The 24,228-nt window shown below is 63.8% G+C and carries 22 protein-coding genes and 1 tRNA gene; 4 read left to right on the forward strand and 19 right to left on the reverse strand.

The window, feature by feature from the left end; genetic code table 11:
* Positions 1 to 98 precede the first annotated feature (98 nt).
* Positions 99 to 962, forward strand: coding sequence for a M48 family metallopeptidase (locus CT3_RS00920; RefSeq protein WP_083520494.1), 864 nt, complete (start codon positions 99 to 101; stop codon positions 960 to 962).
* A 125-nt stretch (positions 963 to 1,087) separates the two neighbouring features.
* Here the strand turns inward: CT3_RS00920 and CT3_RS00925 are convergent, their stop codons facing one another.
* The 6 genes from CT3_RS00925 to CT3_RS00950 form a co-directional block, all read right to left on the reverse strand.
* Positions 1,088 to 2,041 (reverse strand): lactate/malate family dehydrogenase, encoded by a 954-nt coding sequence (locus tag CT3_RS00925; RefSeq protein WP_066538802.1) that lies wholly within the window; start codon positions 2,039 to 2,041, stop codon positions 1,088 to 1,090.
* Positions 2,042 to 3,550 carry an SLC13 family permease gene (locus CT3_RS00930; protein ID WP_066538804.1) on the reverse strand — a complete coding sequence of 503 codons (1,509 nt, stop codon included), beginning with the start codon at positions 3,548 to 3,550 and terminating at the stop codon, positions 2,042 to 2,044.
* A gap of 343 nt (positions 3,551 to 3,893) precedes the next feature.
* Positions 3,894 to 4,127, reverse strand: a complete 234-nt coding sequence (locus CT3_RS00935) for a hypothetical protein (protein WP_098066013.1) — start codon at positions 4,125 to 4,127, stop codon at positions 3,894 to 3,896.
* Positions 4,127 to 4,765 carry an MBL fold metallo-hydrolase gene (locus CT3_RS00940; protein WP_066538808.1) on the reverse strand — a complete coding sequence of 213 codons (639 nt, stop codon included), beginning with the start codon at positions 4,763 to 4,765 and terminating at the stop codon, positions 4,127 to 4,129. The genes CT3_RS00935 and CT3_RS00940 overlap by 1 nt, the downstream gene beginning before the upstream one ends.
* A 307-nt stretch (positions 4,766 to 5,072) precedes the next feature.
* Positions 5,073 to 5,525: an azurin gene (gene azu, locus CT3_RS00945; protein WP_066538922.1), complete on the reverse strand. Its 453-nt coding sequence runs from the start codon at positions 5,523 to 5,525 to the stop codon at positions 5,073 to 5,075.
* A gap of 403 nt (positions 5,526 to 5,928) precedes the next feature.
* Positions 5,929 to 6,747 carry an exodeoxyribonuclease III gene (locus CT3_RS00950; protein ID WP_066538814.1) on the reverse strand — a complete coding sequence of 273 codons (819 nt, stop codon included), beginning with the start codon at positions 6,745 to 6,747 and terminating at the stop codon, positions 5,929 to 5,931.
* Here CT3_RS00950 and pyrE point away from each other — a divergent pair.
* Positions 6,746 to 7,450 (forward strand): orotate phosphoribosyltransferase, encoded by a 705-nt coding sequence (gene pyrE, locus CT3_RS00955; protein WP_066538817.1) that lies wholly within the window; start codon positions 6,746 to 6,748, stop codon positions 7,448 to 7,450. The genes CT3_RS00950 and pyrE overlap by 2 nt on opposite strands.
* A 138-nt stretch (positions 7,451 to 7,588) precedes the next feature.
* Here the strand turns inward: pyrE and CT3_RS00960 are convergent, their stop codons facing one another.
* From CT3_RS00960 to CT3_RS00970, 3 genes are all read right to left on the reverse strand, one after another.
* Positions 7,589 to 7,966 carry a hypothetical protein gene (locus CT3_RS00960; RefSeq protein WP_066538818.1) on the reverse strand — a complete coding sequence of 126 codons (378 nt, stop codon included), beginning with the start codon at positions 7,964 to 7,966 and terminating at the stop codon, positions 7,589 to 7,591.
* Between the two features lie 229 nt (positions 7,967 to 8,195).
* Positions 8,196 to 9,143: a DHH family phosphoesterase gene (locus CT3_RS00965; protein ID WP_066538819.1), complete on the reverse strand. Its 948-nt coding sequence runs from the start codon at positions 9,141 to 9,143 to the stop codon at positions 8,196 to 8,198.
* 266 nt (positions 9,144 to 9,409) lie between these two features.
* The gene (locus CT3_RS00970) at positions 9,410 to 9,640 is read right to left on the reverse strand and encodes a hypothetical protein (RefSeq protein ID WP_066538924.1); all 231 of its coding nucleotides are present in this window, start codon (positions 9,638 to 9,640) and stop codon (positions 9,410 to 9,412) included.
* Between the two features lie 523 nt (positions 9,641 to 10,163).
* Between CT3_RS00970 and CT3_RS00975 the strand changes: the two genes are divergently transcribed.
* Positions 10,164 to 11,552 (forward strand): APC family permease, encoded by a 1,389-nt coding sequence (locus CT3_RS00975; protein ID WP_066538820.1) that lies wholly within the window; start codon positions 10,164 to 10,166, stop codon positions 11,550 to 11,552.
* Between the two features lie 148 nt (positions 11,553 to 11,700).
* On the opposite strand, the gene CT3_RS00980 is transcribed toward CT3_RS00975, so the two are convergent.
* From CT3_RS00980 to CT3_RS00990, 3 genes are all read right to left on the reverse strand, one after another.
* Entirely contained in the window at positions 11,701 to 12,153 is a 453-nt protein-coding gene (locus tag CT3_RS00980) for an IrmA family protein (RefSeq protein WP_066538821.1), read from the reverse strand.
* A 19-nt stretch (positions 12,154 to 12,172) separates the two neighbouring features.
* The gene (locus tag CT3_RS00985; RefSeq protein ID WP_066538822.1) at positions 12,173 to 12,736 is read right to left on the reverse strand and encodes a nitroreductase family protein; all 564 of its coding nucleotides are present in this window, start codon (positions 12,734 to 12,736) and stop codon (positions 12,173 to 12,175) included.
* 218 nt (positions 12,737 to 12,954) lie between these two features.
* Complete coding sequence (locus tag CT3_RS00990) at positions 12,955 to 13,920, reverse strand: hypothetical protein (RefSeq protein ID WP_066538824.1); 966 nt, start codon at positions 13,918 to 13,920, stop codon at positions 12,955 to 12,957.
* Between the two features lie 273 nt (positions 13,921 to 14,193).
* Here CT3_RS00990 and serA point away from each other — a divergent pair, with 273 nt between their 5' ends.
* Complete coding sequence (gene serA, locus CT3_RS00995; protein ID WP_066538825.1) at positions 14,194 to 15,423, forward strand: phosphoglycerate dehydrogenase; 1,230 nt, start codon at positions 14,194 to 14,196, stop codon at positions 15,421 to 15,423.
* Between the two features lie 179 nt (positions 15,424 to 15,602).
* Here the strand turns inward: serA and CT3_RS01000 are convergent.
* From CT3_RS01000 to gatB, 7 genes are all read right to left on the reverse strand, one after another.
* A tRNA-Thr gene (locus tag CT3_RS01000) sits at positions 15,603 to 15,677 on the reverse strand.
* A gap of 121 nt (positions 15,678 to 15,798) precedes the next feature.
* Entirely contained in the window at positions 15,799 to 17,229 is a 1,431-nt protein-coding gene (locus CT3_RS01005; RefSeq protein WP_083520495.1) for a sulfatase-like hydrolase/transferase, read from the reverse strand.
* A gap of 167 nt (positions 17,230 to 17,396) precedes the next feature.
* On the reverse strand, positions 17,397 to 18,662 hold the full coding sequence (locus CT3_RS01010) for a serine hydrolase domain-containing protein (protein ID WP_066538827.1): 1,266 nt from the start codon (positions 18,660 to 18,662) through the stop codon (positions 17,397 to 17,399).
* A 101-nt stretch (positions 18,663 to 18,763) separates the two neighbouring features.
* Positions 18,764 to 20,146 carry a sulfatase-like hydrolase/transferase gene (locus CT3_RS01015; protein WP_428042420.1) on the reverse strand — a complete coding sequence of 461 codons (1,383 nt, stop codon included), beginning with the start codon at positions 20,144 to 20,146 and terminating at the stop codon, positions 18,764 to 18,766.
* Positions 20,147 to 20,457: 311 nt separating this feature from the next.
* Entirely contained in the window at positions 20,458 to 21,273 is an 816-nt protein-coding gene (locus CT3_RS01020; protein ID WP_066538926.1) for a DUF817 domain-containing protein, read from the reverse strand.
* 357 nt (positions 21,274 to 21,630) lie between these two features.
* Complete coding sequence (gene pdxY / locus CT3_RS01025; RefSeq protein WP_066538831.1) at positions 21,631 to 22,494, reverse strand: pyridoxal kinase PdxY; 864 nt, start codon at positions 22,492 to 22,494, stop codon at positions 21,631 to 21,633.
* A gap of 259 nt (positions 22,495 to 22,753) precedes the next feature.
* Positions 22,754 to 24,211: an Asp-tRNA(Asn)/Glu-tRNA(Gln) amidotransferase subunit GatB gene (gene gatB, locus CT3_RS01030; RefSeq protein ID WP_066538833.1), complete on the reverse strand. Its 1,458-nt coding sequence runs from the start codon at positions 24,209 to 24,211 to the stop codon at positions 22,754 to 22,756.
* Between the last annotated feature and the right edge of the window lie 17 nt (positions 24,212 to 24,228).

The raw sequence follows: 24,228 nt of genomic DNA on the forward strand, positions 1-24,228 counted from the left end.
CGGCGCGCATTGGCGGCACAATCTGACGCTCAGGCACAGCACCGCTGTGCAGGCTGATTGGATTGCCCAGGAGAGACGCCCCCATGCCCCTATCGCCCATGCCACTGAACCATCTGTCCGATGGCGACCATCTGCCGCAGGCCTGCCGCTGCCACGCCGGGCGGCGTGGCTTTCTGCGCGCCCTAGTGGCGGGGACGGCGGCCACCGGTGCCGGGGCTGCGCTGGCGCAGGTCAATGTCGGGGGCTCCTCCGGTCTGCGCAAGCTGGTGCCGGCCGAAACCCTGGAAAGCGCCGCCACCGAGCAGTACCAGGAGCTGCTGCAGAAAGCCAAGGCGCAAGGCGCACTGGCCGGCAGCTCTCACCCCCAGCTGCAGCGCCTGCGCGGCATTGCGCAGCGCCTGATTCCCTATGCCAGCCAGTGGAACGCCCGCGCCAGCCAGTGGCGCTGGGAGGTCAACCTGATCGGCAGCAAGGAGATCAACGCGTTCTGCATGCCGGGGGGCAAGATCGCCTTCTACACCGGCATCCTGGAAAAGCTGCAGCTCAGCGATGACGAAGTGGCCATGGTCATGGGCCATGAAATGGCCCATGCATTGCGCGAGCATTCGCGCGAGCAGATGGCCAAGAACTCGGCCACCAGCATCGGTCTGTCGCTGGGGGCGCAACTGCTGGGACTGGGCGACCTGGGCAATCTGGCGGCCAGGATGGGGACCCAGCTGCTGAGCCTGCGCTTCAGCCGCAGTGACGAAAGCGAGGCCGATCTGGTGGGGCTGGAAATGGCCGCACGTGCCGGCTACAGCCCCCAGGCTGCGGTGAGCCTGTGGCGCAAAATGGGCGAGGCCACGGGCGATGGCGGCATCGGCTTTCTGTCGACCCACCCCACAGGGCCGGATCGCATCCGCGAACTGGAGCGCAATATTCCGCGGGTGCAGGGCCTCTACGAGTCCGCCCGCCGGCGGTAACGCTGCCTGTGTGCCTGGGCAGGCCTGCGTTCCATAGAGAATGCCTGGCGATCGCCTTTCGGAAAGAATAAAAAAAGGCCCGCTCCATGGAGCGGGCCTTGTGCAGGAAGCCGTGTACCAGCCGCTCAGGCTTTCTGCAAGGACTGCAGCCCGTCGGCAATGGTGCTGGACAGCAGTGCGGCACTGGCACGCAGGGCCTCAGTTTCCTCGGCATTCAGCCGGGGCATGAAGGGGGCCGAGGCGCCGCGTGCACCGATCAGATGGGGCAGCGACACACAGGTGTCACGCACGCCCAGCAGTTCGGGCATGCAGGTGGACACGGCAAACACCGACTGCTCATCGGCCACGATGGCCTTCACCAGCCGTGCAATGCAGCCACCGATGCCAAAGTTGGACACGCCTTTGCCCGCCTTGATGCGGTACGCCGAAGTACGCACCTCTTCGGCAATCTGCGCCTGCATGGCCGCGTCGATGGGCCGGCCCAGCTGGGCGGCAAAATCCGTCACCGGCATGCCGGCGATCTGGGCGCTGCTCCAGTGGGGCACGGACGAGTCGCCGTGCTCGCCCAGCACATAGGCGTGGATGGCCGGTGCGGCCACGCCCAGGTAATCGGCCAGCCGGTCGCGAAAGCGGATCGAATCCAGCGAGCAGCCGGTGCCGATCGCTCTGCCCGGTGGCAGGCCGTAGCGGTGCACGGCAATGGAGGGCATCACGTCCACTGGGTTGGTAGCGAACAGCAGCACCGCATCCGGTGCGACCTTGAGCACCTGGCCGATGATGGTGTCCGTCATCTTCAGGTTCTGGTGCAGCAGCTCCAGCCGGGTCTGACCGGGCTTGAGGCTGGCGCCAGCGGTGATGACCACCACCGAGGCGCCCGCCAGATCGGCATAGTCGCCTTCGCTGACGCGGGCAGCGGTGCCAAAGGCGGCGGCGTGGCCGATGTCGGCGGCTTCACCCGCTGCGCGGGCCTCGTTCTGGTCCACCAGCACGATCTGGCTGATGCCAGGGGTGGCCGACAACAGGTAGCCGGCGGCCGCGCCGACCTGGCCGGCGCCGATGATGCCAATGCGTGCCCCCATTTACAGCACCCCCATGGCGGGCCACAGCGTGGCGGACAGCAGCAGGATCAGGCCCAGGCCAGCCAGCGTGACCACGATGCCCACCTTGGCGAACTGGGGCGTGCTGAAGGCATTGGTGCCGTAGCACAGCATGTTCTGCGGCGCATTGGTCGGCAGGATGAAACCGAAGGACACCACGAAGCTCTGGATCATCACGATGCCGAAAGCCGTCTCGGGGCTGACGGGCAGCGTCTGTGTGAAGGCGATCATGATGGGGATCAGCGTGCTGGCCAGTCCGGTGGCCGAGGCAAAGCCCAGGTGCAGCACGATGCTGAACACCGACAGCGCACCGATCACGGCCACCACGGGCAGGGCCGACAGGCCCATCTGGCCCAGCGTCTGTTGCGCCAACCAGCCGGCAGCGCCGGTCTTGGACAGCAGATTGCCCAGCGAGATGGAGGCGGCAAACAGCACGATCGTGCCCCAGGGCACCAGCTTTTCGGCCTGCGACCAGTGCATCACGCCGATCTTGGGCATCAGCAGCAGTGCAATGCCGATCTGGGTGGTGGTGGTGGTGTCGAACGGGTGCAGCACGCCTTCGGTGGACCACATCACCAGCAGCAGTGCGGCCACGGCGATCAGACGCTTTTCAGAACTGCTGACTGGCCCCAGGTCGGCCAGTTGCTGGCGCAGCTTGGCCGGCATGTCCTCACCTTCCGGCACCTGGGGACGCAGAATCCACAGGGCCGCGAAGAACAGCACCACGCACATGCCGATGGTGAAAGGCAGGGCGGTGATGAACCATTGGCTCCAGGTGATGTTGTGGCCGAAAGCCTGCTGCATGAAATTCAGGCTGATGATGTTCTGTGCCGCGCCGGTCTTGACCGCCATGTTGAAGATGGAGCAGGCACTGGCAGTGACGATCATCAGCGTGGCACCCAGCGAGCTGTTCACCGCCAGACCCAGGGCGGCGGTGATGCCGATCATGATGGGGATCACCGCGCCCACGCGGGCGGTGGCAGAGGGGATGAACAAGGCCAGCACAAAGCCGACGATCATCGCGCCCAGCACCAGGCGGGCAGGCGAGACGCCGATCTTGCTCATGACCAGCAGCGCGATGCGCTTGTCCAGCCCTGTGTGCTTGAGTGCCACGGCCAGAAACAGTGCGGCCGCCACCAGCAGCACGGCGGTGGACGAGAAACCGCTGAGCATGGTGGTCAGCGCAGCGGCGGAATCCATGGGCTTGCCGCCTGCTGTCATCGAGGTGCCCATCAGCCCCAGCACCGCGGCACCGGTCAGCACCACGGCGCTGTTGGCGGGCGAGACGCATTCGCTGATCCACAGCACCACGACCAGCACCAGCAGGCCCAGGGCCACCTGCCCCGAGTCGGTGAGGCCGGCAGGCTGCGGCAGGGCCAGCACGATGCCGTAGAGCACCAGGGCCAGCAGCAAAAAGGCCAGCTTTTTGTTGGAATCGGGCTCCGGTTTGGAGGTGATGGGGCCGGTTTCGGTTGCGGGCGTAGACGCCATAAGTGCTCCTCGCAAAAATGAATCGTTACGTAACGGACCGATACTAGTTCCTACAGTCGCGCACCGATAGTCCGGTGGCCCTGGTTGGGATGAGTACTTCGTTACGCAATGAAACCATGCTACGGGCTGCGAAGCGGTTTGCGTGAAAACACGTAAGTGTTTTCCCTTGTGATTTGATTCGCATCAAGGGTGGCGCATTCGTCACATACCGGCCTGTCATCCTGGTTTTGTGTCGTCTGGTGCGTGGCAGTGCCAGATGGTGCAAGAAGTTTTTGCTATCAAAATGTGAGCAATTAATGCGACCGATACCGACAGCCCTTACGGCCCAGGCGTTGGCGCCGGCCTAGTAGCTGCGCAGCAGGGCGTGCAACAGCCAGTCGCCCCCGGCCAGCAGCAGGCGCAGGCCGCACAGCACGGCACTGGCCATGCCCCACCAGCGCAGATACCGCGCCCAATCGGCCGTCCACGGCTGGCCTTGCCACGCTGCGGCGCTGGCGGCCAGTGCGGGCCACGCCACCAAGAAGACGAGTGCCGCGGCCGCCAGCAGCACCAGGCAGTGCCGCGTTGCGGCACCCATCAGGTGTTGCCCACGTAGGGGTTGGTCTTGCGTTCACGCCCAAACGTGCTCTCCGGTCCATGGCCGGGAATGAACACCGTCTGGTCGCCCATGGGCCACAGGCGCTGGGTGATGGAGTCAATCAGTTGCTGGTGGTTGCCCTGGGGGAAATCGGTGCGGCCGATGCTGCCGGCAAACAGCACATCGCCCACAAAGCAGCGGTCGATTTGCGGGGCGTGGAACACCACATGGCCGGGCGTGTGACCCGGGCAGTGGCGCACCTGCACGGTTTCGTGGCCGATCTGCACGCTGTCGCCATCCGCCAGCCAGCGCGTGGGCGTGAACGGGCGCGACGGCGGAAAGCCGAACATGGCGCCCTGCTGGGGCAGGCCATCGATCCAGAACTGGTCCCCGGGATGGGGGCCGATGATGGGCAGGTCCAGCTGCTCGGCCAGGTCCGCCGTGCCGCCCGCATGGTCGATGTGGGCGTGGGTCAGCCAGATGGCCTTGAGCTGCAGGCCCAGCCGCTCCACTTCCCACTGGATCGCTTCCAGATCGCCGCCGGGGTCGATGACGGCGGCATCCTGGGTCTGGTCGCACCACACCAGCGAGCAGTTCTGCTGGAAAGCGGTCACGGGAATGGTCTGGTAGTGCAGCATGGCAAGGCGAGAGGAAAGTGGCAGAAGGCAGGGGCCGTGCCGTGCGGCGTGGCGGCCAAATTATGGGGGCAGCGGCCCGTTCCGCTCCGCGCAGCCTGCGATGCCTGCCCGGTTGATGTCGCCGAAGTGCATTTCCACGCTGGCGGATCCCTTGCGCATCACCGTGTGGCAGGCGGCATTCCAGCCACCGCCGCAGGCTAGGCAGTGATGGTGGCAAGGTGCGGCCCGCCGTGGCGTACGGCGGAGCGCACAGCAAAAAGCCCCGGTTCCTGGCGGAAGCGGGGCCACAGAGGTGCGAGTCCGAGGCTTAGATCAGCTTCAGGCTACCCTTCATGATGCTGTAGTGACCGGGGAAGGAGCAGAAGAAGGTGTAGTCGGTACCAGCCTTCAGCTTGGCCACATCGATGTCCAGGGTGGTGGATTCACCGCCGCCAATCACCTTGGAGTGGGCCAGCACGCGGGTGTCACCGGCCTTCACGTAGTCGGCAGCGGCGCCGGCCTTCATGCCGTCGGCAGCGGCAGCGGCCACGTCGGCGGTGGTGGTCACCACCATGTTGTGGCCCATCGAGGTCTTGGGCATCTTGCCCACATGCTTCAGGGTGACGCTGAACTTCTTGCAGGCCTTGGGCACGTCAATGTTCTTGACGTTGAACTGCATGGCGTCGTTGGATTCGACGGTCAGGGCGCAGTCAGCGGCCATGGCGGGAGCGGAAATGGCACCGGCAGCGCACAGGGCCACGGTCATCAGAATCTTCTTCATGCGCGGAAACTCCTTCACAGGGTCAAAAACAAATCGGGGAGCATCCGGAACCGGGGTCGGCGGCTGCTCTTTTCACGATTTTCTGAAAAATCAGCAGAATCAGAATAGGTACAGATGTCATTGACGCGGGCAATCCAGGCTGCTGCTTGTCAAAACGCTGCATCTGTGGCCGCTTTGCCGGGGCCTGCAGGCGCGCGCGCAGAGCAGATGAAGTCCTTTGTTTTCAATGGCTTGTGTGCAGACTGGAGTGCAGCGGCATGCCGGCGTGCGCCGCACATAGTCCCGGGTCAGGGCAGTGCAGCGCCGTTGCGGCAGTGCAAAAACTTGTCTTGCATCAAGCTCCGCGCACTTTGCGTGTGCGGACAAGGCCGGGCACGGGCGACCATGCCCGTGCCCGGCGGTTTCAGCCCAGCTTCAGGTCGTATCCGATGGTGATGGGCGCGTGGTCGCTGAACTTCTCGCCCTTGTAGATTGACTCCTGGCGCGCCAGTGCCGCCAGTGCGGGGGTGGCCAGGTGATAGTCCAGCCGCCACCCCACGTTGTTCGCGTAGGCCTGTCCCCGGTTGCTCCACCATGTGTAGCAGGCGTCGGTGGTGTCGGGTTGGAGCACGCGGTAGACGTCAACGATGCCTCCGGTCGGCGCCACCGGGTCCAGCAGCATGTCCATCCAGGCGCGTTCTTCGGGCGTGAAGCCGCTGTTCTTCTGGTTGCCGCGCCAGTTCTTCAGATCTTCCTTGCGGTGGGCGATGTTGATGTCGCCGCACAGGATGAATTCGCGCTCGCCCTTCATGCGCATCAGGTGGATGTGCATTTCGGCCAGGAAACGGAATTTGGCCTGCTGGCGGTCTTCGCCGGAGCTGCCGCTGGGAAAGTAGGCGCTGATGATGGACAGCTTGCGGCCTGCGGTGTCGAAACGCGCCTCCACGTAGCGGCCTTCGGCGTCGAACTCGGGCGAGCCCAGGCCGACGATCACATCCGATGGCGCATGGCGGGTGTAGACGCCCACACCGGAATAGCCCTTCTTTTCGGCAAAGTGGAAATAGCCATCCAGTCCGGCCAGCTGTTCGAAACGGTCTTGAATATCAGGCGCCTGTGCCTTGATTTCCTGTACGCAAATACAATCCGGACCGGTCGCAGCAACCCAGGCCTCCACCCCTTTGGACGTGGCGGAGCGGATGCCGTTGAGGTTGAGGCTGGTTAATTTGAATAAGGAAGAATCCATGGTAGTCAAAGGTGCGCAGCAACAGGATCAGGACCGTCTGGCGCAGGAGTTTGTGCAGTTTGCCGTGGATGCGGGTGTGCTGCGCTTTGGGGAGTTCAAGACCAAGGCCGGGCGCATGAGCCCGTACTTCTTCAATGCAGGTCTGTTCGACGACGGCGCCAAAATGGGACGCTTGGCGGAATTCTATGCAAAAGCCATCCTGGCCAGTGGCATGGAATTCGATATGGTCTTTGGCCCTGCCTACAAGGGGATCCCGCTGGCTGCCACCGTGGCCGTGGAGCTGGCCCGCCTGGGCCGCAACGTGCCGTTTGCCTACAACCGCAAGGAGGCCAAGGACCATGGCGAAGGCGGTACCCTGGTGGGGGCTCCGCTGCAGGGCCGGGTGCTGGTCATCGACGACGTGATGTCGGCCGGCACTGCCGCTCGTGAATCCATTGCCCTGATCCGTGCGGCGGGTGCCACCCCCCATGCGGTCGCCATTGCCTTGGACCGCCAGGAAAAGGCCACCGAAAACGGACACGATGTCGACCACAGTGCGGTGCAGTACGTGCGCCACCAGCTGGGGCTGCAGGTGGCCACCATCGCCACCCTGGCGGACTTGCTGCAGTACCTGCAGACCCATGGGGGCGAAGGCGAGATGCAGGCCCACCATGCACGTGTGCTGGCCTACCGCCAGCGCTACGGGGTGGACACCCAGGCGTAATTCCTTTGCCTGCGGCCCGTACGGGCCGGTATCTGGAGGCGCGGTGCGTGGCGCGTGCTTCCAGGCCCGGAATTGGCCGCCGTGCCGTTTCCGTTCGGTGACGCAGCCAGTCTTGGCGGCGTCACCGTGCTGTGGACATCAGCGCGAACGGGCGCCGTCCTCTCCTTCGCGCTGCAGCAGGCGCATCACCCAGCCCATGGCAATGCTGGCCGCCCAGACGATGGCACTGATGAACAGCGGCACCGACCACAGGGCGCTGGCATGCACGGCCAGCTGCCAGGCGCGGTCGGCAGCCGGCAGAAAGCGGGCGTAGCCCGTGTACAGGCCATAGGCCAGCCACAGCACCGCCGCCAGGGCAAAGCCCTGGGCCAGAAAACGTGCGGCGCGGGCATTGGGGTGCGGTGGTGCAATACGGCGCTGCATGGACCAGACACGGCCCACGGCCCAGCCCACACCCGCCACGGCCCCCACCATGGAAAGGGCCAGGGGGCCCCATGAAGTCCAGTCGTTCAGCATAGGCCGTGACGATAGCGGGTTTGCAATGCCCTGGCGGCCGGTGACTGGCGTCAGCAGGAGCGCTGGTCCGCACCGCCCGGATCGCGCAGAGGGGGCCGCGGCGCTGGGCGTCATACAAGGTCCAGGCGAGCCGCCACGGTGTGGTGGTGACCCATCCCCTGTCCGTGCAGGGGTCCGGGGAAAAAAAGAGGATGCCAGGGCATCCTCTCTGCGGGGCGGGCGCTTGCGTTCAGGCCGGAACGGCCTGGCGGTGGTCGGCCGTGATGCGCGCCACCAGCTCCTGGAGTACCTGTTCGGCGCGGTCGTTGTCGATCTGGCAGGTGCCGGCAGCCCGGTGGCCGCCGCCGCCGTATTGCAGCATCAGCTCGCCCACATTGGTGGTGCAGCTGCGGTCCAGAATGGACTTGCCGGTGGCAAAGACCGAGTTTGCCTTGGCCTTGCCCCACATGGCGTGGATGGAGATGTTGCACTGTGGGAACAGCGCATAGACCATGAAGCGGTTGGTGGCCCAGATGGTCTCTTCACCGCGCAGATCCAGCACCACCAGGTTGTCGTGCACCGTGGCGCAGCGCTGGATCTGTTCGCAGGCGCGCGCGGTCTGCTCGAAATACAGTTCCACGCGCTCCTGCACATCGGGCAGCTGCAGCACCTGCTCCACGGACAGATCGCGGCAGTGCTGGATCAGCTCCATCATCAGCGCGTAATTGCTGATGCGGAATTCACGGAAGCGCCCCAGGCCGGTGCGCGCGTCCATCAGGTAGTTCATCAGCGTCCAGCCCGTGGGGTGCAGGACCTCGTCCAGGCTGTACTGGGCGGAGTCGGCCTTGTCCACAGCCTCCATCAGCTCGTCGGTGATGGCCGGGAAGCGGGCCTTGCCGCCGTAGTGGTTGTAGACCACGCGGGCCGCTGAAGGAGCGTGCGGGTCGATGATGTAGTTGCCCAGGAAGGCGCGGTTGCGCACCACTTCCGAGGCATGGTGGTCGAACACCAGGTGCGCTCCGGGCACGAACGGCAGGTTGGTGGTGATGTCGTTGCGCGTGATGCGCACCTTGCCATCCTGCATGTCCTTGGGGTGGACGAAGGTGATCTCGTCGATCATGTCCAGCTCTTTGAAGAGCATGGCGCAGACAAGACCATCGAAATCGCTGCGGGTGACGAGGCGGTATTTCTGGCTCATGGCGGTCGGCGGTAAAAAAGTCAGTGGAACACTGCTTTGCAGGGCCGGCGCGCACAGGCCGGCGGGAAACATTCCGACACATGATACCTAGCTCTGTCGGATACAACCGCCGATTGGCCGAGGCGGGCCCCAGGGATTCCCGTATGTTAGCTATTGAAAATATAGCGTACTGCGGCGTACGGTTCAGCACGATCGTGCTTTTCCAGCCATGAAAAACGCCGCACAAGGCGGCGTGCTCACACAGCCCACTGCGTGTGGGCCCAGGGTTACATGGCGCTCACCCAGACGGTGTCACCGCCGGCGCTGGAGGGTAGTGGCCGGATGGCCAGCAGCGCTGCGTGGCGCTTGAGCAGGTCCTCGAACTGGTGGGCTTCCAGCGCACTGGCGTTGTCGCCCTGCAGGTAGTCGGTGGCCACCTGGGACGTGGTGAAGCTGTGGCTGCCGAACTTCTGGACGATATTGCGCAGCTTGTCGAGGTTGATGTGGGCAGTGTTCATGGGTCGCTTCTCCGGCAAGTTGGCAAAGGGAGCCCGCGCATGCGGCAGGCCATGCAGCCAATGTGCATGAGCACAGCAGCGGGCGCAATAGGCCCAACCGGCAATGGCGGCTTGGTGCCAGCGCAGGCCGTGGCAGAAGGCCCGCGCCGGCGGGCCCGGCCGGGTGTGCAGCAAATGCCATGCCCACGCATGGCTGTGGCCAAAGTGCAGCAGCGTGGCACTATTTCCACGATTGCGGGTCGTGCAAGTGCCTGTGGTGCATGCGGCAGGACCATCTGCACGTATCATCGGGCGCTTTTTTCGGCTTGCCCCAGGCTGGGGCGTTTTTCATGCCACCTATTTCACCCATCTGCGGCCAATTGCTGGCTGCTGTCGCCATTCCACCCTGTGCTGCAGCACGGCGGCCCGCTGCGCGCCTGCGCGTGGCGGTGGGATGGTCGCGCGCGGGGGTGTGACACGGCGTGGTGGATGCTGCTGCGGCAAGCCTTGGATATGGCTCTCTGTAAAAAGGACGGAAATTCAGATGCAGGCTGCTGACGCACAGAAGACGGCCCAGTTGCAAAAGACACTGGTGCTGTGGCAGGTCATCATCATCGGGCTGGCATACATCCAGCCCATGACGCTGCTGGACACCTTTGGCATGGTGTCGCGCGACAGCGTACAGCATGTGCCCACCTCCTACCTGATCGCGCTGGTCGCGGTGCTGCTGACTTCCATCAGCTACGGCCACATGATCCGCAAATACCCATCTTCGGGATCGGCCTATACCTATGTGCAGAAGTCCGTGCACCCGAACGCGGGCTTCATGGTGGGCTGGTCCTCGCTGCTGGATTACCTGCTGTCACCGATGGTCAACATCCTGCTGGCCAATATCTACCTGACCGACATGTTCCCCGAGGTGAACCACTGGGTGTGGATCATTGGTCTGTCGCTGGTCATGGTGGCGGTCAATCTGCGCGGCGTGCGCTTTGTGGCCAATTTCAACAGCCTGATCGTGCTGCTGCAGATTCTGGTGATCGGCTTCTTCACCTACCTGATCTTCAGCAAGCTGTCGGCTGGTCAGAACGCCCTGGGTGCCATTTCTGTCCAGGACGGCCATGACGGCCTGTGGAGCTTCTCCCCTTTCTGGAGCCCGGATGCCGATCTGGGCAAGCTGATCACGGGCGCCACCATCCTGTGTTTCTCGTTCACCGGCTTTGATTCGCTGAGCTCGCTGGCTGAGGAAACCAAGGACACCAAGAAGACGTTGCCCCGCGCCATCTTCCTGACCGCGCTGATCTCCGGCCTGATCTTTGTGTTCGCCACCTATTTCATGCAGCTGTACTTCCCGGGCGACCCCACGCGGTACTTCCAGCTGGTGGACGAGACCCAGCCCGAAATCCTGCTGCTGGTCGGCGGCGCCTTTTTCCAGTCGGTGGTGCTGAGCTTTGCCATCGTCACCGTGATGGCCTCGGGCATCTCGGCCCACGCCGGTGTCTCGCGCCTGATGTATGTGATGGGCCGCGACGGTGTGCTGCCCAAGAAGTTCTTCGGCCACATCCATCCGCGCAGCCACACCCCGTCCTACAACATCTGGCTGGCGGGCGTGATCTGCCTGACCGCGGGCTTCCTGAGTCTGGAGTTCGTCGTGGCGCTGATCAGCTTCGGCGCGCTCACCGCCTTCAGCTTTGTGAATCTGTCGGTGATCTGCAGCTACGGTTTCCGTGACGGGCGCCTGAAGACGCCGCGCGACATCGCGCGCTTCTTTGTGCTGCCGCTGTGCGGTTTCATCTCCATCGGTGCGCTGTGGCTGGAGGTGGAGGACACCTCGCTCAAGGCCGGTGTGGCCTGGGCGGCCGTGGGCCTGATCTACCTGGCCTGGCTGACCAAGGGGTTCAGGCGTTCGGCCCCCCAGCTGCACGAGGAAATCTGAACTGCCACACGCGGCAGACGCCCGCAGGGCATGTCTGTGACCGATAGCCCGCTTCCTGGAAGCGGGCTTTTTTCTTTCCAGCGAAGCGGCCTCCAGCACCGGTGTCCGTGCACACCCTGAACGCTGCTGCGTGCCAGGAGCTGGCAGATTACGGCCGCTCGCGCGACTGGGGCAGGCGCAGCTCCAGGGGCTCGTGGCGGCGCAGGCGCAGCTGCTGGGTGGCCAGCAGGTCGGTGGCCATGCCATCCACCTGGGCGGTGGCGGTCTTGAACAGCACCACCACCTCCGGATTGCAGGCGTGCGGGCTGATCCAGGTGGCGCTGGCAAAGCGGTTGCGGCCGTCCACACCCATGTCGTCGGGGGCCAGCGCAAAGCGGGCCAGGTGCTGGCCCTGGCGGTCCTTGGCGATGGCCTGTACGCGCACTTCGCGGTAGGTGGCGCGTCCGGCGTCGAACATGAAGGTGGCTTCGCAGCGCTGGGGACTCAGGCGCAGCGTACCGTAGTGCCACAGCTCCAGTGCCTGGGCACTGCCGGCGCAGCACAGGCCGGCGATGGCCAGACAGCGCCAGGTGGAGGAAAGAGCGTGAAAAGACGCGCGCATGCTGCAGTCCCGGTGGGTGTCAGGCGGTCCAGGGGCCCGCCGTCAGGATCTCGACCAGAGGTTTGCGCGGGGAAGGCACTTCGCGCTCGGCCAGATCGGGGGGCAAGGTGGTGGCATCGCCACGCTGGCCAACGGCCACCAGGGCCTGGACTGTCCAGTGGTCGGGCAGCTGCAGCACGCGGCGGGCGGCTTCGGTGTCGATGCCGGCCATGGCATGGGTGGCCAGGCCCAGGGCCTGGGCCTGCAGGGCCATGAAGCCCCAGGCGCAGCCGGTGTCGAAGGCATGCTTGCCGGCCGAAGCTTCTGGATTGGACAGCAGCACGATCAGCGCGCCAGCGTTCAGGCACCAGCGGCGGTTGAATTCATTGGGGATGGTGCTGAATGCCTTCCAGTGCGCATCGCCATGCAGCGCATAGGCAAAGTGCCAGGGCTGCAGATTGCTGGCCGAGGGCGCCCAGCGGGCGGCTTCCACGATCTGCTCCAGCTGGGTGCGGGTCACCGCCTTCCCAGTGAAGGCGCGCGGCGAGGTACGGGACAGAAACTGCGGTTCGATGGGGACGGTGGCGGTGCGGGTGTGGTTCATGGAGGGCGCACAAACAAAATTGCAAAGGCCAGATGAAAAAACCGTGCATGCCGGCGTGGGCATGCACGGTCTGTGTGCATTGTGGCGGAATGCGGCGCCCGCCACCACTGCCGAGGCAGGCAGAGGGCACAGGGCTGCTCATGCCATCCGGTCTGCCGGGAACAGATCGCAGCACGCACCGGCTTGGCGATAGCGTCCCCCGCAGGGCCTTGCGGTACTCAGCGCACGGCGCGTTCGCTGATCACGCGCAGGTGCCGTTCCATGCGGATGAAGACCACCACCATGACCACCAGCACCAGCAGGGACATCAGCATGCTCCAGAACGCGGTTTCAGCGGCCTTGCTGTACAGGTTCAGCAGGCTGTCGTCGCTGTCGGCCTCGGCATCGCCGCGCAGCGCGCGGGCGGCCTGGTCAAAGCTGATGGTGTAGTTGGTCAGCACCGTGCCCACCATGTGGCTGACGGCCTGTTGCTGCAGCCGAGGGCCCAGCTCGGCGTGGCCCAGCACCTGCTCCAGCGCAGCGGGCAGGCCTTGGACATAGGCTGCGTAGGAGCCTGCGCCATGTTCGGACTCGGCCATCTGCGCGCGTTCGTGGATGGCGCAGGGGATGTCAAAGGGCTCGCTGAACCAGCTGCTGTCTTCGTCCTCGGTGCTGCGGGCGGCGGCCGCCGCCTCCGTTTCGGCAGATTCCGCCGCAGCACTGGCGCCGGCGCAGCCGCTTTCCTGCTCCGCCTTCAGCAGGCGCTGCACCAGGGCTGCGTCGGGCGCACCGCTGCCTGCCAGCAGTGGGTGTACAGGGGCCAGGCCGCGGCTGCTGTTGTCCTTTTCCACGCGGGCACGTGCAGCCGGGTCCTGGTTGACAAAGGCGCGGATCAACTGGTCCGCCTTCTGAAAGCTGGGGCGCAGTTGCGCGTCGGCCAGGCGCTGGGTCAGCGGAACCTGATTGCCGGCCTGACCCAGGTCGCGCCCGGTTTCGCTCACCACATAGTCCAGGTCCAGTCTGGCGTCCTTCCAGTTCAACGCGGCGGGCTGTGCCCCATCGGGGCTGGACGGCTTGCTGCCGCGCCAGCTGTCCCATACCCACAGCGCCAGGGCCAGCAGCACGACCAGCGCAAACGCCAGCAACACCACCCGCACCACCTGCACCAGCACATCCTCCAGGCGTCGCAATACCGTCAGCATCATCCAAACCCTTCCCATTCATTGTTATTGCGGCGCAGGTTGCTACGAATATGAAAGCGCCGCAGGATCGCGCCGGATTTTAGGCAGTGCGGCTTGGCGTCATACACTTTTACAAGCATGGGAAATGGGTGAGGGTGCTCACTTCCGTGTTGATCAATAGCCTGTAAGGCATGGGGTTGCAATCGGCGCCCCTGGCGTTGGACGGAGAGCACACACCCGGTGTGGCACTATGGGCAATCCGCTGTAATGGGGTATTCACGGATCGAAGGATGCCCTATGGCCAAAACATCGCTGGACAAGTCGAAGATCAAGTTTCTGCTGCTGGAGGGCATTCACCCATCCGCGCTGAAGGTGCTGCAGGACGCGGGTTACACCAACGTCGAATCGTTGGCCGGCGCGCTGGAAGGCGAGGAGCTGAAGGCCAAGATAGCCGACGCGCATTTTGTGGGCATCCGCTCGCGCACCCAGCTGACCGAAGACGTGTTTGCGGCAGCGCAAAAGCTGGTGGCCGTGGGCTGCTTTTGCATCGGTACCAACCAGGTCAATCTGAACGCAGCGCGCGAGCGCGGTATTGCTGTGTTCAACGCGCCGTTCTCCAACACCCGTTCGGTGGCCGAGCTGGTGCTGGCCGAGGCGATTCTGCTGCTGCGCGGCATCCCCGAAAAGAACGCCGTGTCCCACCGCGGCGGCTGGAAGAAGAGTGCTGACAACTCCTACGAGATCCGTGGCAAGACCCTGGGCATTGTGGGCTATGGCTCCATCGGCACCCAGCTGTCGGTCTTGGCCGAAGGCCTGGGCATGCAGGTCATCTTCCACGACGTGGTCACCAAGCTGCCGCTGGGCAATGCGCGCCAGGCCGCCAATCTGCAGGAACTGCTGGGCCAGGCCGATATCGTGACGTTGCATGTGCCCGAGCTGGCCTCCACCCACAGCATGCTCGGCGCCGAGCAGATCGCCGCCATGAAGCCGGGCAGCATCCTGATCAATGCCTCGCGCGGGACGGTGGTGGACATCGATGCGCTGGCAGCGGCGCTGCAGGCCCGCAAGCTGCTGGGTGCGGCGATTGACGTGTTCCCGGTCGAGCCCAAGAGCAACAAGGATGAGTTCCAGTCGCCGCTGCGTGGCATGGACAACGTGATCCTGACCCCGCACATCGGCGGCTCCACCATGGAGGCCCAGGCCAACATCGGCCTGGAAGTGGCGGAAAAGCTGGTCAAGTACAGCGACAACGGCACCACCACCTCGGCGGTGAACTTCCCCGAAGTGGCGCTGCCCGAGCACCCAGGCAAGAACCGCATCCTGCATGTGCACGAAAACCGCCCCGGCATTCTGTCGGCCATCAACCAGGTGTTTGCCGACAATGGGATCAACATCGCCGGCCAGTACCTGCGCACCGACGAGAAGGTGGGCTATGTGGTGATCGACATCGACGCCGAATCGTCGGCGCTGGCGCTGGCCAAGCTGTCGCAGATTCCGGGCACCATCCGCTGCCGCGTGCTGTTCTGAACGGCATCTGCTGGAATGCAAAAAAGGAGACCCCCGGGTCTCCTTTTTTGATGGCGGCGTGCACCGCTGCGGCGTATGGGTTTCTGAAGCCTGGGTTCTGGGCCAAGGCTGGCAGCCGCAGTCAGACTGGCCGCAGGGAATGAAAAAGGCCCGCTACATGGCAGCGGGCCTTTGGTGTGTGGTGCCCATGGGCAGGATCGAACTGCCGACCTCTCCCTTACCAAGGGAGTGCTCTACCACTGAGCCACATGGGCGAAGCCTGAGATTCTAATACGTTTTTCTAGCCTGAGGTGAATCGGCGAAGTTGCTCATACGCCGGAGACCCCGCCGTCCTGGTGGTGGGCATTGGCTGGAGGAGCGTCATCGATGGCGAATTCACTGCTTCCCATCGGGAGGTGCATAGCCCATTGCCCGTACGGCCAGCTGTTGCAGCACGGCGTTGCTGCCAGACCCCATGGTGGGTAGGGAAGTGCGCAAGGCCCCGAGGGGGGAGGCGTCAGGCGCCCCGCTCCACAGCAGCAGCGGTACTTCATAGGTACTTGGCGCATCTCCCGTGCGGTAGGTCTGGCTCAGAGGCGGCATGACCAACCCGTGGTCGCTCGCATACAGCAGCAAAGACGAGGAGGGGTTGGATTGCTGGGCAATGGATATCCATTGTTCCAACAGATCACTGGTATAGAGAATCGAATTGTCGTAGGGGTCAGGCAGTTGATAGCGTGTCGCTGGATAGCGCTGATTGACGCCAGGGTGACTGCCATAGGTGTGCAAGACAATCAGCTTGTGTTCTGCGGTATCGCTGAGCGCCGTTTGCAGAAACGGCGTGAGCACCTCGTCAAAATCGCCATCGCCCACTTTTTTATAGACGTCCGTCGAACGCCTCAGGGCCAGGGAATAGAAATCCTCTTGCTGATTATTGAAGCGGGAGTTGGTGAAGACAAAAGTCTTGTACCCCGCGTGATGGGCGAGATCAATGAACGATGCTGCTTGCCGTGCAACACTCTCGCTGGCAGAAAATCCGGTCAACATGAATGGCAAAGCGCTGGCCGTATTGGGCCCTTCCGCACGCACCTGAGTGGCCGCAACGCCGGCCTTGTTTCTGAGCGGGGCATTGGTGTCTGCATCCTGGTAGCCGAGCAGCGACCAGCGCTGCGCGGTTGCACTCTCGCCCAGGACCACGACGATGGTTTTGGCAAGCACATGCTCAGGTGGCTGGACGGGGATCAGCGGGTGATAGAACAAGCCCTGTTCCATTTCATGGTGGCGGAATGATGCCTGTACCAGGTGCATCGGGTACACGCGGTGCATTTTCTGGAAGAAGGTGGTGGAATCCATCTTTTTGCTGACCCCCCACGCTGCCAAGGCGGCCCATATGAGCATGGCACAGAGATAGCTGGTGCGAGGGGCTGTATAGGACCCATGGGAACGGGACCGAATGATGGTTTTGCTGGCGAAAAATGCCGCCATACACCAAGCCAATACCTGTGCGATTTGGAGAGCGGGGAGTGTCTGGACAAACTCCTTCATCTCGTTCTGATTGGAGCGCAGTGCGGTGGCGATGAAGAATTCATCGGCGAGATAGCCAAAAAAACCAATATGAAAGATGTTGATGGCGCCCAGCAGACTGAGCGTGATCAATGCAGGAATCAGAACGATTCTTGTCGCTGTCAATGGCCAGATAAGCAGCGCGGAAGCGGGCACCAGAATCCAGGCGATCCAGCTGCTGTCATGCAGCAATGCAGGGGTGAAGAGAAAAGACCAGGCAAGGAAAGCCGAGACCTGGGGCGTATTTATTCTTTTTGCCAGCAACTTTGATACTCATGGATACAAATGTGTCCAATGATATCAATTAGCACATGAAATATATATTTCATGTGCGGGTTACCAATCGCTGTGGCAAATCAAAGCAGCTAGCGATTGCAGACTTTCTTTGGGCTTCCCATGCGCTGCCGGACGTATCCAGTGCGCGGCGGCCACTACGTGGGTGTATCCACCAGCGCCTGGTACACGCCCTGACGCATCACCGTACGGTAGGGAATGCGCTGGGCCATGGACTGCATCATCAGGATGGCGAACAGGTCTTCCTGCGGGTCGATCCAGAAGAACGTGCCGTAGATGCCACTCCACGAGAAATCGCCCACGCTGCCGGGCAGCGGGTTCAGGCCGGATGCCGTGCGTACCGCAAAGCCCAGGCCGAAGCCCTGGCCCACATCGGGCGAGGGCAGCTGGGCGCCGAAGTAGGCCATGTCCGGGCCCATGCGCACGCCGGCGGGCAAGTGGTTGGCCGTCATCAGCGCCACGGTCTTGCGTGACAGCAGGCGCATGCCGTCCAGCTGGCCGCCGTTGCGCCAGAACAGGCACAGGCGGGCGTAGTCGCTGATGGTGGAGACCATGCCGCCGCCGCCCGACTGGAAGGCCATGGCCTGCGTGACCGGCGGCACGGGCGGCAGCTGCAGCTGCGGGCCTTCCGGCTGTGGCCAGGCCGCACGCTCGGCTGCGCTGTCGGGCGCGTGAAATGCCGTGTCGTGTAGCTGCAGCGGGGTGGTGATGTGCTGCCGCATGAATTCGGCCAGGGTCTGGCCGCTCACCACCTCCACCACGCGGCCCAGCACATCCGTGCTCATGCCGTATTCCCACACCGTGCCGGGCTGGTCCAGCAAGGCCAGTTGCGATAGTTTGGTGATGAACTGCGCGTTGTTGTCGTTCTTGTGGCCCAGCTTGGCGCTGATGTAGGCCTGCTTGAGTGGGTTGGGGCTGCCCGGTACGCCATAGGTGATGCCGGCGGTGTGGCGCAGCAGATCGTGCAGGGTGATGGGACGGGCCAAGGGCTCCAGCACCACCTGGGGCGCACTGCCATCGGTGGCGGGCTGCACGCGGCCCACTCTCAGCTGGGCCAGCTCGGGCAGGTATTTGGCCACCGGGTCCAGCAGGGCCAGCTGGCCTTGCTCCAGCAGCATCATGATGGCCAGGGAGGTGAGGGGCTTGGTCATGGAGGCAATGCGAAAAATCGCATCCGGTCGCATGGCCGTGCCCTTGGCGGGATTCAACTGCCCGAAGCTTTCCAGATAAGCCAGTTGTCCGTGCCGTGCCACCAGGGCCACCGCGCCGGGGATCTCGCCACGGTCCACGCCTTGCTGCAGGCGGGCAGACAGGCGTTGCAGCCGGTCGCTGCCCAGTCCCAGCGATTCGGGGGAATCCGCCCAGGGCAGGCCGGGAATGTGGAAGCGGGGGGTAGCGGACATGGCGGCTCCTGCGCAAACAACGGTGAACGGTGCAGCCATTGTTGCCAGTGACCGCGCCGCAAGCTGTTGTTTGCGGGACAGCGGTGCAGGGGGCAGGGGCGTTAAGTGCCTTGGCCCTGGCACAGCTGTGCCTTGCTGTGCTCCCAGGGGTGGCCTTCGGCATCCAGCAACACCTGGCGGGGGCGGTGTGTCGGGCTCAAGGCCTGCAGGGAGTAGCCCAGTGCCTGGATGGCCATTTCCGGTATCACCGTATTGCTGATGTGCACCTGCGCCGGATCCTGCTGGCGCAGCGGTGTGAGCAGCTGGGCATTCTGTGCCAGGGACACCGGATTGGCCCAGGCCAGCGCGGGAATCTCGTAGCTGCTGAGACTGCCTCCGCTGCGCGAGGAGCCGCTGCAGGGGGGCACCACCACACCGTGGTCGCTGGCATAGAGCAGCAGGGCGGATTGCTGCGGGCTGCTGGTGTCCAGCATACGGATCCATTGCGCCAGCAAATCACTGGTGTAGCGGATGGAGGTGTCGTAGCTGTCGGCCAACTGGTGGGCGGTCTTGGGATAGCGGCTGGCTGCGGTGACATGGCTGCCGTAGGTGTGCAGCACGATCAGTTTGCGGGGAGCGGGATCTTGCAATGCGGTCTGCAAAGCCGGTGTCAGTACCTCGTCGTAATCGCCATCACCCACCTTGAGGTAGACATTGGCGCTGCGGCGCAGTGCGTGGGTCAGGAAATCTTCCCCGGTGCGCAGATAGCGCGAGTTGTTGAGCACGATGGTTTTGTACCCTGCGTGCTGTGCCAGGTCGATAAAGCTGGGAGCCTGGTGCGTCACGCTGTCGAGCGCGGACAGCCCCGTCAAGACATAAGGCAAGGCGGCGGCGGTATTGAGTCCGTTGGCCAGCACGCGTGCCACCTGCAGCCCGGGGATGTCCTGCAGCGAAGCGTTGGTCGGAGCCTGCTGGTAACCCAGCAGCGACCAGCGATGGGCCGATGCGCTTTCGCCCAGCACCACGACCACGGTATCTACCTGGGATTGCGGGGACGGCGGTGTTGGCTCTGGCAGTAGCGGGGTGTACAGCAGTGCGTCGGTGATCTGGTATTGGCGCCAGCCGGCATTGGCGATGTGCAGGGGGTAAACGATGTGCAGCTTGCGCAGGGCGGTGGTGGTATCCAGGGGGCCTGTCCAGTGGCTGTAGCCCAAGAACCCGGCCCAGACCAGCAGCGCCGCTATCGCCAGGCGCTGGCTGGCACGCCCTTGCAGGTTGGGTTCATTGCCCTTGCGCAGCATGAAACGCACGATGCCCGCGCAGAGCAGCAGCCACACGGCACACCAGACCATGGTCCCCATGGGCAGAGAGGTCAGAAATTCCCGGGTTTCGCTGCTGGTGGTGCGCAAGGAAGAGGCAATGAAGAATTCATCGATCAGATAGCCGAAGAACCCGTCGTGCACGATGTTGGCGGCACCCAGAATGACCAGAAACAGGACACTCACGATCCGCAGCGGACGCCACACGGCCAAGGGCCAAAACAGCAGGGCAGACAGCAACAGCAGAAACACCGCACGGGGAGATGCTCCTGCCAACATGGAGGGCAGAAACAGGATGGTCCAGACTGCGAATGCAGCAAGGAGAGAGGCGGGGCGAGCAGGCATGGCGCAAAAAGCAAAGACGCCCGGTGGACGGGCGTCTTACAAAACGTTGCTCAATTGTAGGGGCGTTACAAAGCGCTGACAAAGGCAGTCAGCGATGCGCTGCGGCGCAGCACATCGGCTGCGGGTGAACCGCTGCAACACGGTCTGTGCGTTCACGCCGGCACGTGGATGTGCCGCTTGATGTGCTTGAGGTTGGCAACGATGGTGAAAGTCATCACCACCAGCATCGACCAGGAGCTCCACTTGCCCACATGCACGGTGGACCAGGCGCCCAGCTGGTTCGGGTAGGCCCATACGCCGGCGAAGGTGCTGATGTTCTCGGCCAGCCAGATGAAAAAGCCGATCAGCACAAACGCCAGCAGCAGCGGCATGCGGCGGTCCCGGTCCAGCGGGCGGTAGACCACCGTGGTGCGTGCATACAGGCCCAGGGCGCAGGCGGCCAGATACCAGCGGTAGTCGCCGATGTAGTGGTGGGTGAAGAAGTTGGCGTAGATCAGCACCGCCACCAGCGCTGCCATGGGGTAGAGCGGATGGTGCAGGATGCGCAGGTCAAACAGGCGCCAGGCCTGGATGATGTAGCTGCCCACGGCCGCGTACATAAAGCCGGAAAACAGCGGTACGCCCCAGAGCTTGGTATAGGCAAAGTCCGGGTAGGCCCAGGATTTGATGCCGCTGGAGGTCTTGAACACCTCCAGGGCAAAACCCACCACGTGGAACAGGCTGATGGCCTTGAGTTCATCCCAGCTCTCCAGCCGCGTCGCCACCATGGCGATCTGGATGGCCAGTGCGGCGATCAGGAGCAGATCGTAGCGCGGCACACCCCACAGCCCGGCCCGCGGGGTGACGAACACGGCGGCAAAGAACAGGCCCACAAATAGGCAGCTGCGCGCATTCTTCAGCCCGAAGAACCAGAACTCCCACACAAAACGTTTCAGCCCTGCAAGGCCATCGGGCACCGGACGGTGCATCAGCCATGCGTCCAGACGGTTCAGGCGTTGCAGGGACGAGCGGGAGGGCGGCACGGCGGCCGTCGTGGCAGAAGAAGCAGGCATGGGGTACGGAAAGCCGCGCCACCGCTGGCGCGCGCAAGGAGAGGGAATAGATACGCTGCGAGTATGCCTGGGCGCTGCAGCGGGGCCAGGCCAGTCACAGACATGTGCCTTGCTGGGTCTGCGCACTGCGTTGCGCGGGGCGGTCTGGCCAGTGCAGGTGCGAAACACAATGGGCAGGTTCCGTGGTCCTGCGCGTCGTCAGACAGACTTGCACAGCTCAGGCGTCCATGCTGGAAAATCCTTGCAGCCTGTATCCGCTGTAGACACAAGGCTTTAGCGCACCTGCTGCGCCGCAAATGCGGCGCGGGGCTGCACATAGCTGTCCTGTGCCTGAACCAGCTGCAGCTCGCGCTGGCCGCTGTCGTGGGTGCGCTGCAGCAGCTCGAACATGCTGGCGGTGGTCCGCTCCAGTGCCTGCAGGGCCGAGCCCGTCTCGCCGAACTGCTGGCTGTAGTGGGCGGCAAACAGCGCCGCCGTTACATCGCCCGAGCCATTGGCCTTGAACGGCAGGTGCGGCGTGGTCACCAGCCAGGCACCGGTGGCATCGGCCGCCAGCATCTCGATGCTGCCGGGCGCCGCATCGGGCCGGTGCACGCTCGTCACCAGCACTGCGCGCGGGCCCATGGCCATCACGGTATCCACGGCCGCCAGGGTGCTGTCCAGCGTGCTGGCCTCGGTGTCCGCCAGATAGCCCAGCTCGAATTGGTTGGGCGTCACCAGGTCGGCGGCCGGCACCACGCGTTCGCGCAGCAGCACCGGAATGGCCGGGTTCACAAAACAGCCCGACTTTGCATTGCCCATCACCGGGTCGCAGGTGTAGGTAGCCTGGGGGTTGAGTGCCTTCACCCGGGCCACGGTGGACAGGATGGCGTCGGCAATGTCGGCACCGCCCTGGTAGCCGCTGAGCACCACATCCACCTGCGCCAGAGCACCGCGCGCCTCCATGGCGTCCACGATGGCCGTCACCTCGCTGGCGGGAATGGCTGATCCGCCCCACTGGCCGTAGCCCGTGTGGTTGGAGAAGTTGACGGTGTAGACCGGCCACACCTCGTGCCCCAGGCGCTGCAACGGAAACACCGCTGCCGAGTTGCCGACATGGCCGTAGGAGACATGGGATTGGATGGAGAGGATGTTCATGGTGGATGCAAAGGGGGTGAGCGCAGCGCTGGATGGTGGAAATGTTAGCGCTGTGGCCTGGGTGTGGTGGAGCTGGATCAGGCTCTTTTGTGCAAAGGCGTGGTCTGCGTATGGTGTGGGGTGTTGGTGTGCATCAGAAGAACAGGAAGATGCCATCCCAACAGTCGGTATGGCAGTGGATGCGCGACTGATTCAGCCATGCAAAAAGCCTCCCTGGGGAGGCTTTTTGATTGCAGAGAGGGGTTCGGCGAGGGATGGCTTATGCCAGCTTCGCCTTCAGCAGCTCATTCACCTGTCCCGGATTGGCCTTGCCCTTGGACGCCTTCATCACCTGGCCGACCAGGGCGTTGAATGCCTTGTCCTTGCCGGCGCGGTATTGCTCCACGTTGGCGGGGTTGGCGGCAATCACCTCGTCGATGATGGCTTCCAGCGCGCCGGTGTCGTTGGACTGCTTGAGGTCCTTGGCTTCGATGATGGCGTCCACGTCGCTGCCTTCACCGCTCCACAGCGCTTCAAACACCTGCTTGGCAGAGTTGTTGCTGATGGTGCTGTCCGAAATGCGGCCGATCAGGGCGCCCAGTTGCTGGCTGCTGACCTTGACCGCGTCCATGCCGATTTCCTCGGTGTTCAGGCGGCGGGAGATTTCGCCCATCACCCAGTTGCTGACCAGCTTGGGCTGGCCGCAGGCCTTGGCAGCATCTTCAAAGTAGGCCGCCATGGCCTGGCTTTGGGTCAGCGTGGTGGCGTCGTACGCGGGCAGGCTGTACTGCTCGACGAAGCGGGCGGCCATGGCGCGGGGCAGCTCGGGCATGCCGGCCTTGACCTGTTCCACCCACTCGGGCGCGACCACCAACGGGGGCAGGTCGGGGTCGGGGAAGTAGCGGTAGTCGGCTGCGTCTTCTTTGGTGCGCATGGCGCGGGTCTCGCCCGTGTCGGGGTTGAACAGCACGGTGGCCTGCTGGATCTTGTGACCGTCTTCAATCTGCTCGATCTGCCAGAGGATTTCGTAATCGATGGCGATCTGCATGTTGCGGAACGAGTTCAGGTTCTTGATCTCGCGGCGGGTGCCCAGCGGCTGGCCGGGCTTGCGCACCGACACGTTGGCGTCGCAGCGGAACGAGCCTTCCTGCATGTTGCCGTCGCAGATGCCGATCCAGGTGACGATCTTGTGCAGCTCCTTGGCGTAGGCCACGGCCTCGGCGGTGCTGCGGATGTCAGGCTCGGTCACGATTTCCAGCAGCGGCGTGCCGGCGCGGTTCAGGTCGATGCCGGACTGGCCGATGAACTCGTCGTGCACAGACTTGCCGGCGTCTTCCTCCAGGTGGGCGCGCACCAGGCGCACGGTCTTGAGGACGTTTTCCTTGCCTTCTTCCAGATAGAAGCTGACTTCACCGCCTTGCACCACGGGAATCTCGAACTGCGAGATCTGGTAGCCCTTGGGCAGATCGGGGTAGAAGTAGTTCTTGCGGGCAAAGATGCTGCGCGGCGCAATGTGCGAACCCAGCGACAGACCGAGCTTGATGGCGCATTCCACGGCGGTGCGGTTCATGACCGGCAGGGTGCCTGGCAGGGCCAGATCGACCGGGCAGGCCTGCGTGTTGGGCTCGGCGCCGAAGGCGGTGCTGGCGCGGCTGAAGATTTTGCTGTGGGTGGCCAGCTGGGTGTGGGTTTCGAAGCCGATGACGACCTCGTAGCCATTGATCAGTTTCACTGTCATATGTATCTCGTCCTTCC

It is taken from the genome of Comamonas terrigena NBRC 13299, from assembly GCF_006740045.1.
In the GTDB taxonomy this organism is placed as follows: Bacteria; Pseudomonadota; Gammaproteobacteria; order Burkholderiales; family Burkholderiaceae_C; genus Comamonas; species Comamonas terrigena.

Bases quoted from the DNA above. Each gene is read 5' to 3' on its own strand.
- CT3_RS00920 (WP_083520494.1), top strand. From the start codon at position 99: ATGCCACTGAACCATCTGTCCGATGGCGACCATCTGCCGCAGGCCTGC.
- CT3_RS00925 (WP_066538802.1), bottom strand. From the start codon at position 2,041: ATGGGGGCACGCATTGGCATCATCGGCGCCGGCCAGGTCGGCGCGGCC.
- CT3_RS00930 (WP_066538804.1), bottom strand. From the start codon at position 3,550: ATGGCGTCTACGCCCGCAACCGAAACCGGCCCCATCACCTCCAAACCG.
- CT3_RS00935 (WP_098066013.1), bottom strand. From the start codon at position 4,127: ATGGGTGCCGCAACGCGGCACTGCCTGGTGCTGCTGGCGGCCGCGGCA.
- CT3_RS00940 (WP_066538808.1), bottom strand. From the start codon at position 4,765: ATGCTGCACTACCAGACCATTCCCGTGACCGCTTTCCAGCAGAACTGC.
- azu (WP_066538922.1), bottom strand. From the start codon at position 5,525: ATGAAGAAGATTCTGATGACCGTGGCCCTGTGCGCTGCCGGTGCCATT.
- pyrE (WP_066538817.1), top strand. From the start codon at position 6,746: ATGGTAGTCAAAGGTGCGCAGCAACAGGATCAGGACCGTCTGGCGCAG.
- CT3_RS00950 (WP_066538814.1), bottom strand. From the start codon at position 6,747: ATGGATTCTTCCTTATTCAAATTAACCAGCCTCAACCTCAACGGCATC.
- CT3_RS00960 (WP_066538818.1), bottom strand. From the start codon at position 7,966: ATGCTGAACGACTGGACTTCATGGGGCCCCCTGGCCCTTTCCATGGTG.
- CT3_RS00965 (WP_066538819.1), bottom strand. From the start codon at position 9,143: ATGAGCCAGAAATACCGCCTCGTCACCCGCAGCGATTTCGATGGTCTT.
- CT3_RS00970 (WP_066538924.1), bottom strand. From the start codon at position 9,640: ATGAACACTGCCCACATCAACCTCGACAAGCTGCGCAATATCGTCCAG.
- CT3_RS00975 (WP_066538820.1), top strand. From the start codon at position 10,164: ATGCAGGCTGCTGACGCACAGAAGACGGCCCAGTTGCAAAAGACACTG.
- CT3_RS00980 (WP_066538821.1), bottom strand. From the start codon at position 12,153: ATGCGCGCGTCTTTTCACGCTCTTTCCTCCACCTGGCGCTGTCTGGCC.
- CT3_RS00985 (WP_066538822.1), bottom strand. From the start codon at position 12,736: ATGAACCACACCCGCACCGCCACCGTCCCCATCGAACCGCAGTTTCTG.
- CT3_RS00990 (WP_066538824.1), bottom strand. From the start codon at position 13,920: ATGATGCTGACGGTATTGCGACGCCTGGAGGATGTGCTGGTGCAGGTG.
- serA (WP_066538825.1), top strand. From the start codon at position 14,194: ATGGCCAAAACATCGCTGGACAAGTCGAAGATCAAGTTTCTGCTGCTG.
- CT3_RS01010 (WP_066538827.1), bottom strand. From the start codon at position 18,662: ATGTCCGCTACCCCCCGCTTCCACATTCCCGGCCTGCCCTGGGCGGAT.
- CT3_RS01020 (WP_066538926.1), bottom strand. From the start codon at position 21,273: ATGCACCGTCCGGTGCCCGATGGCCTTGCAGGGCTGAAACGTTTTGTG.
- pdxY (WP_066538831.1), bottom strand. From the start codon at position 22,494: ATGAACATCCTCTCCATCCAATCCCATGTCTCCTACGGCCATGTCGGC.
- gatB (WP_066538833.1), bottom strand. From the start codon at position 24,211: ATGACAGTGAAACTGATCAATGGCTACGAGGTCGTCATCGGCTTCGAA.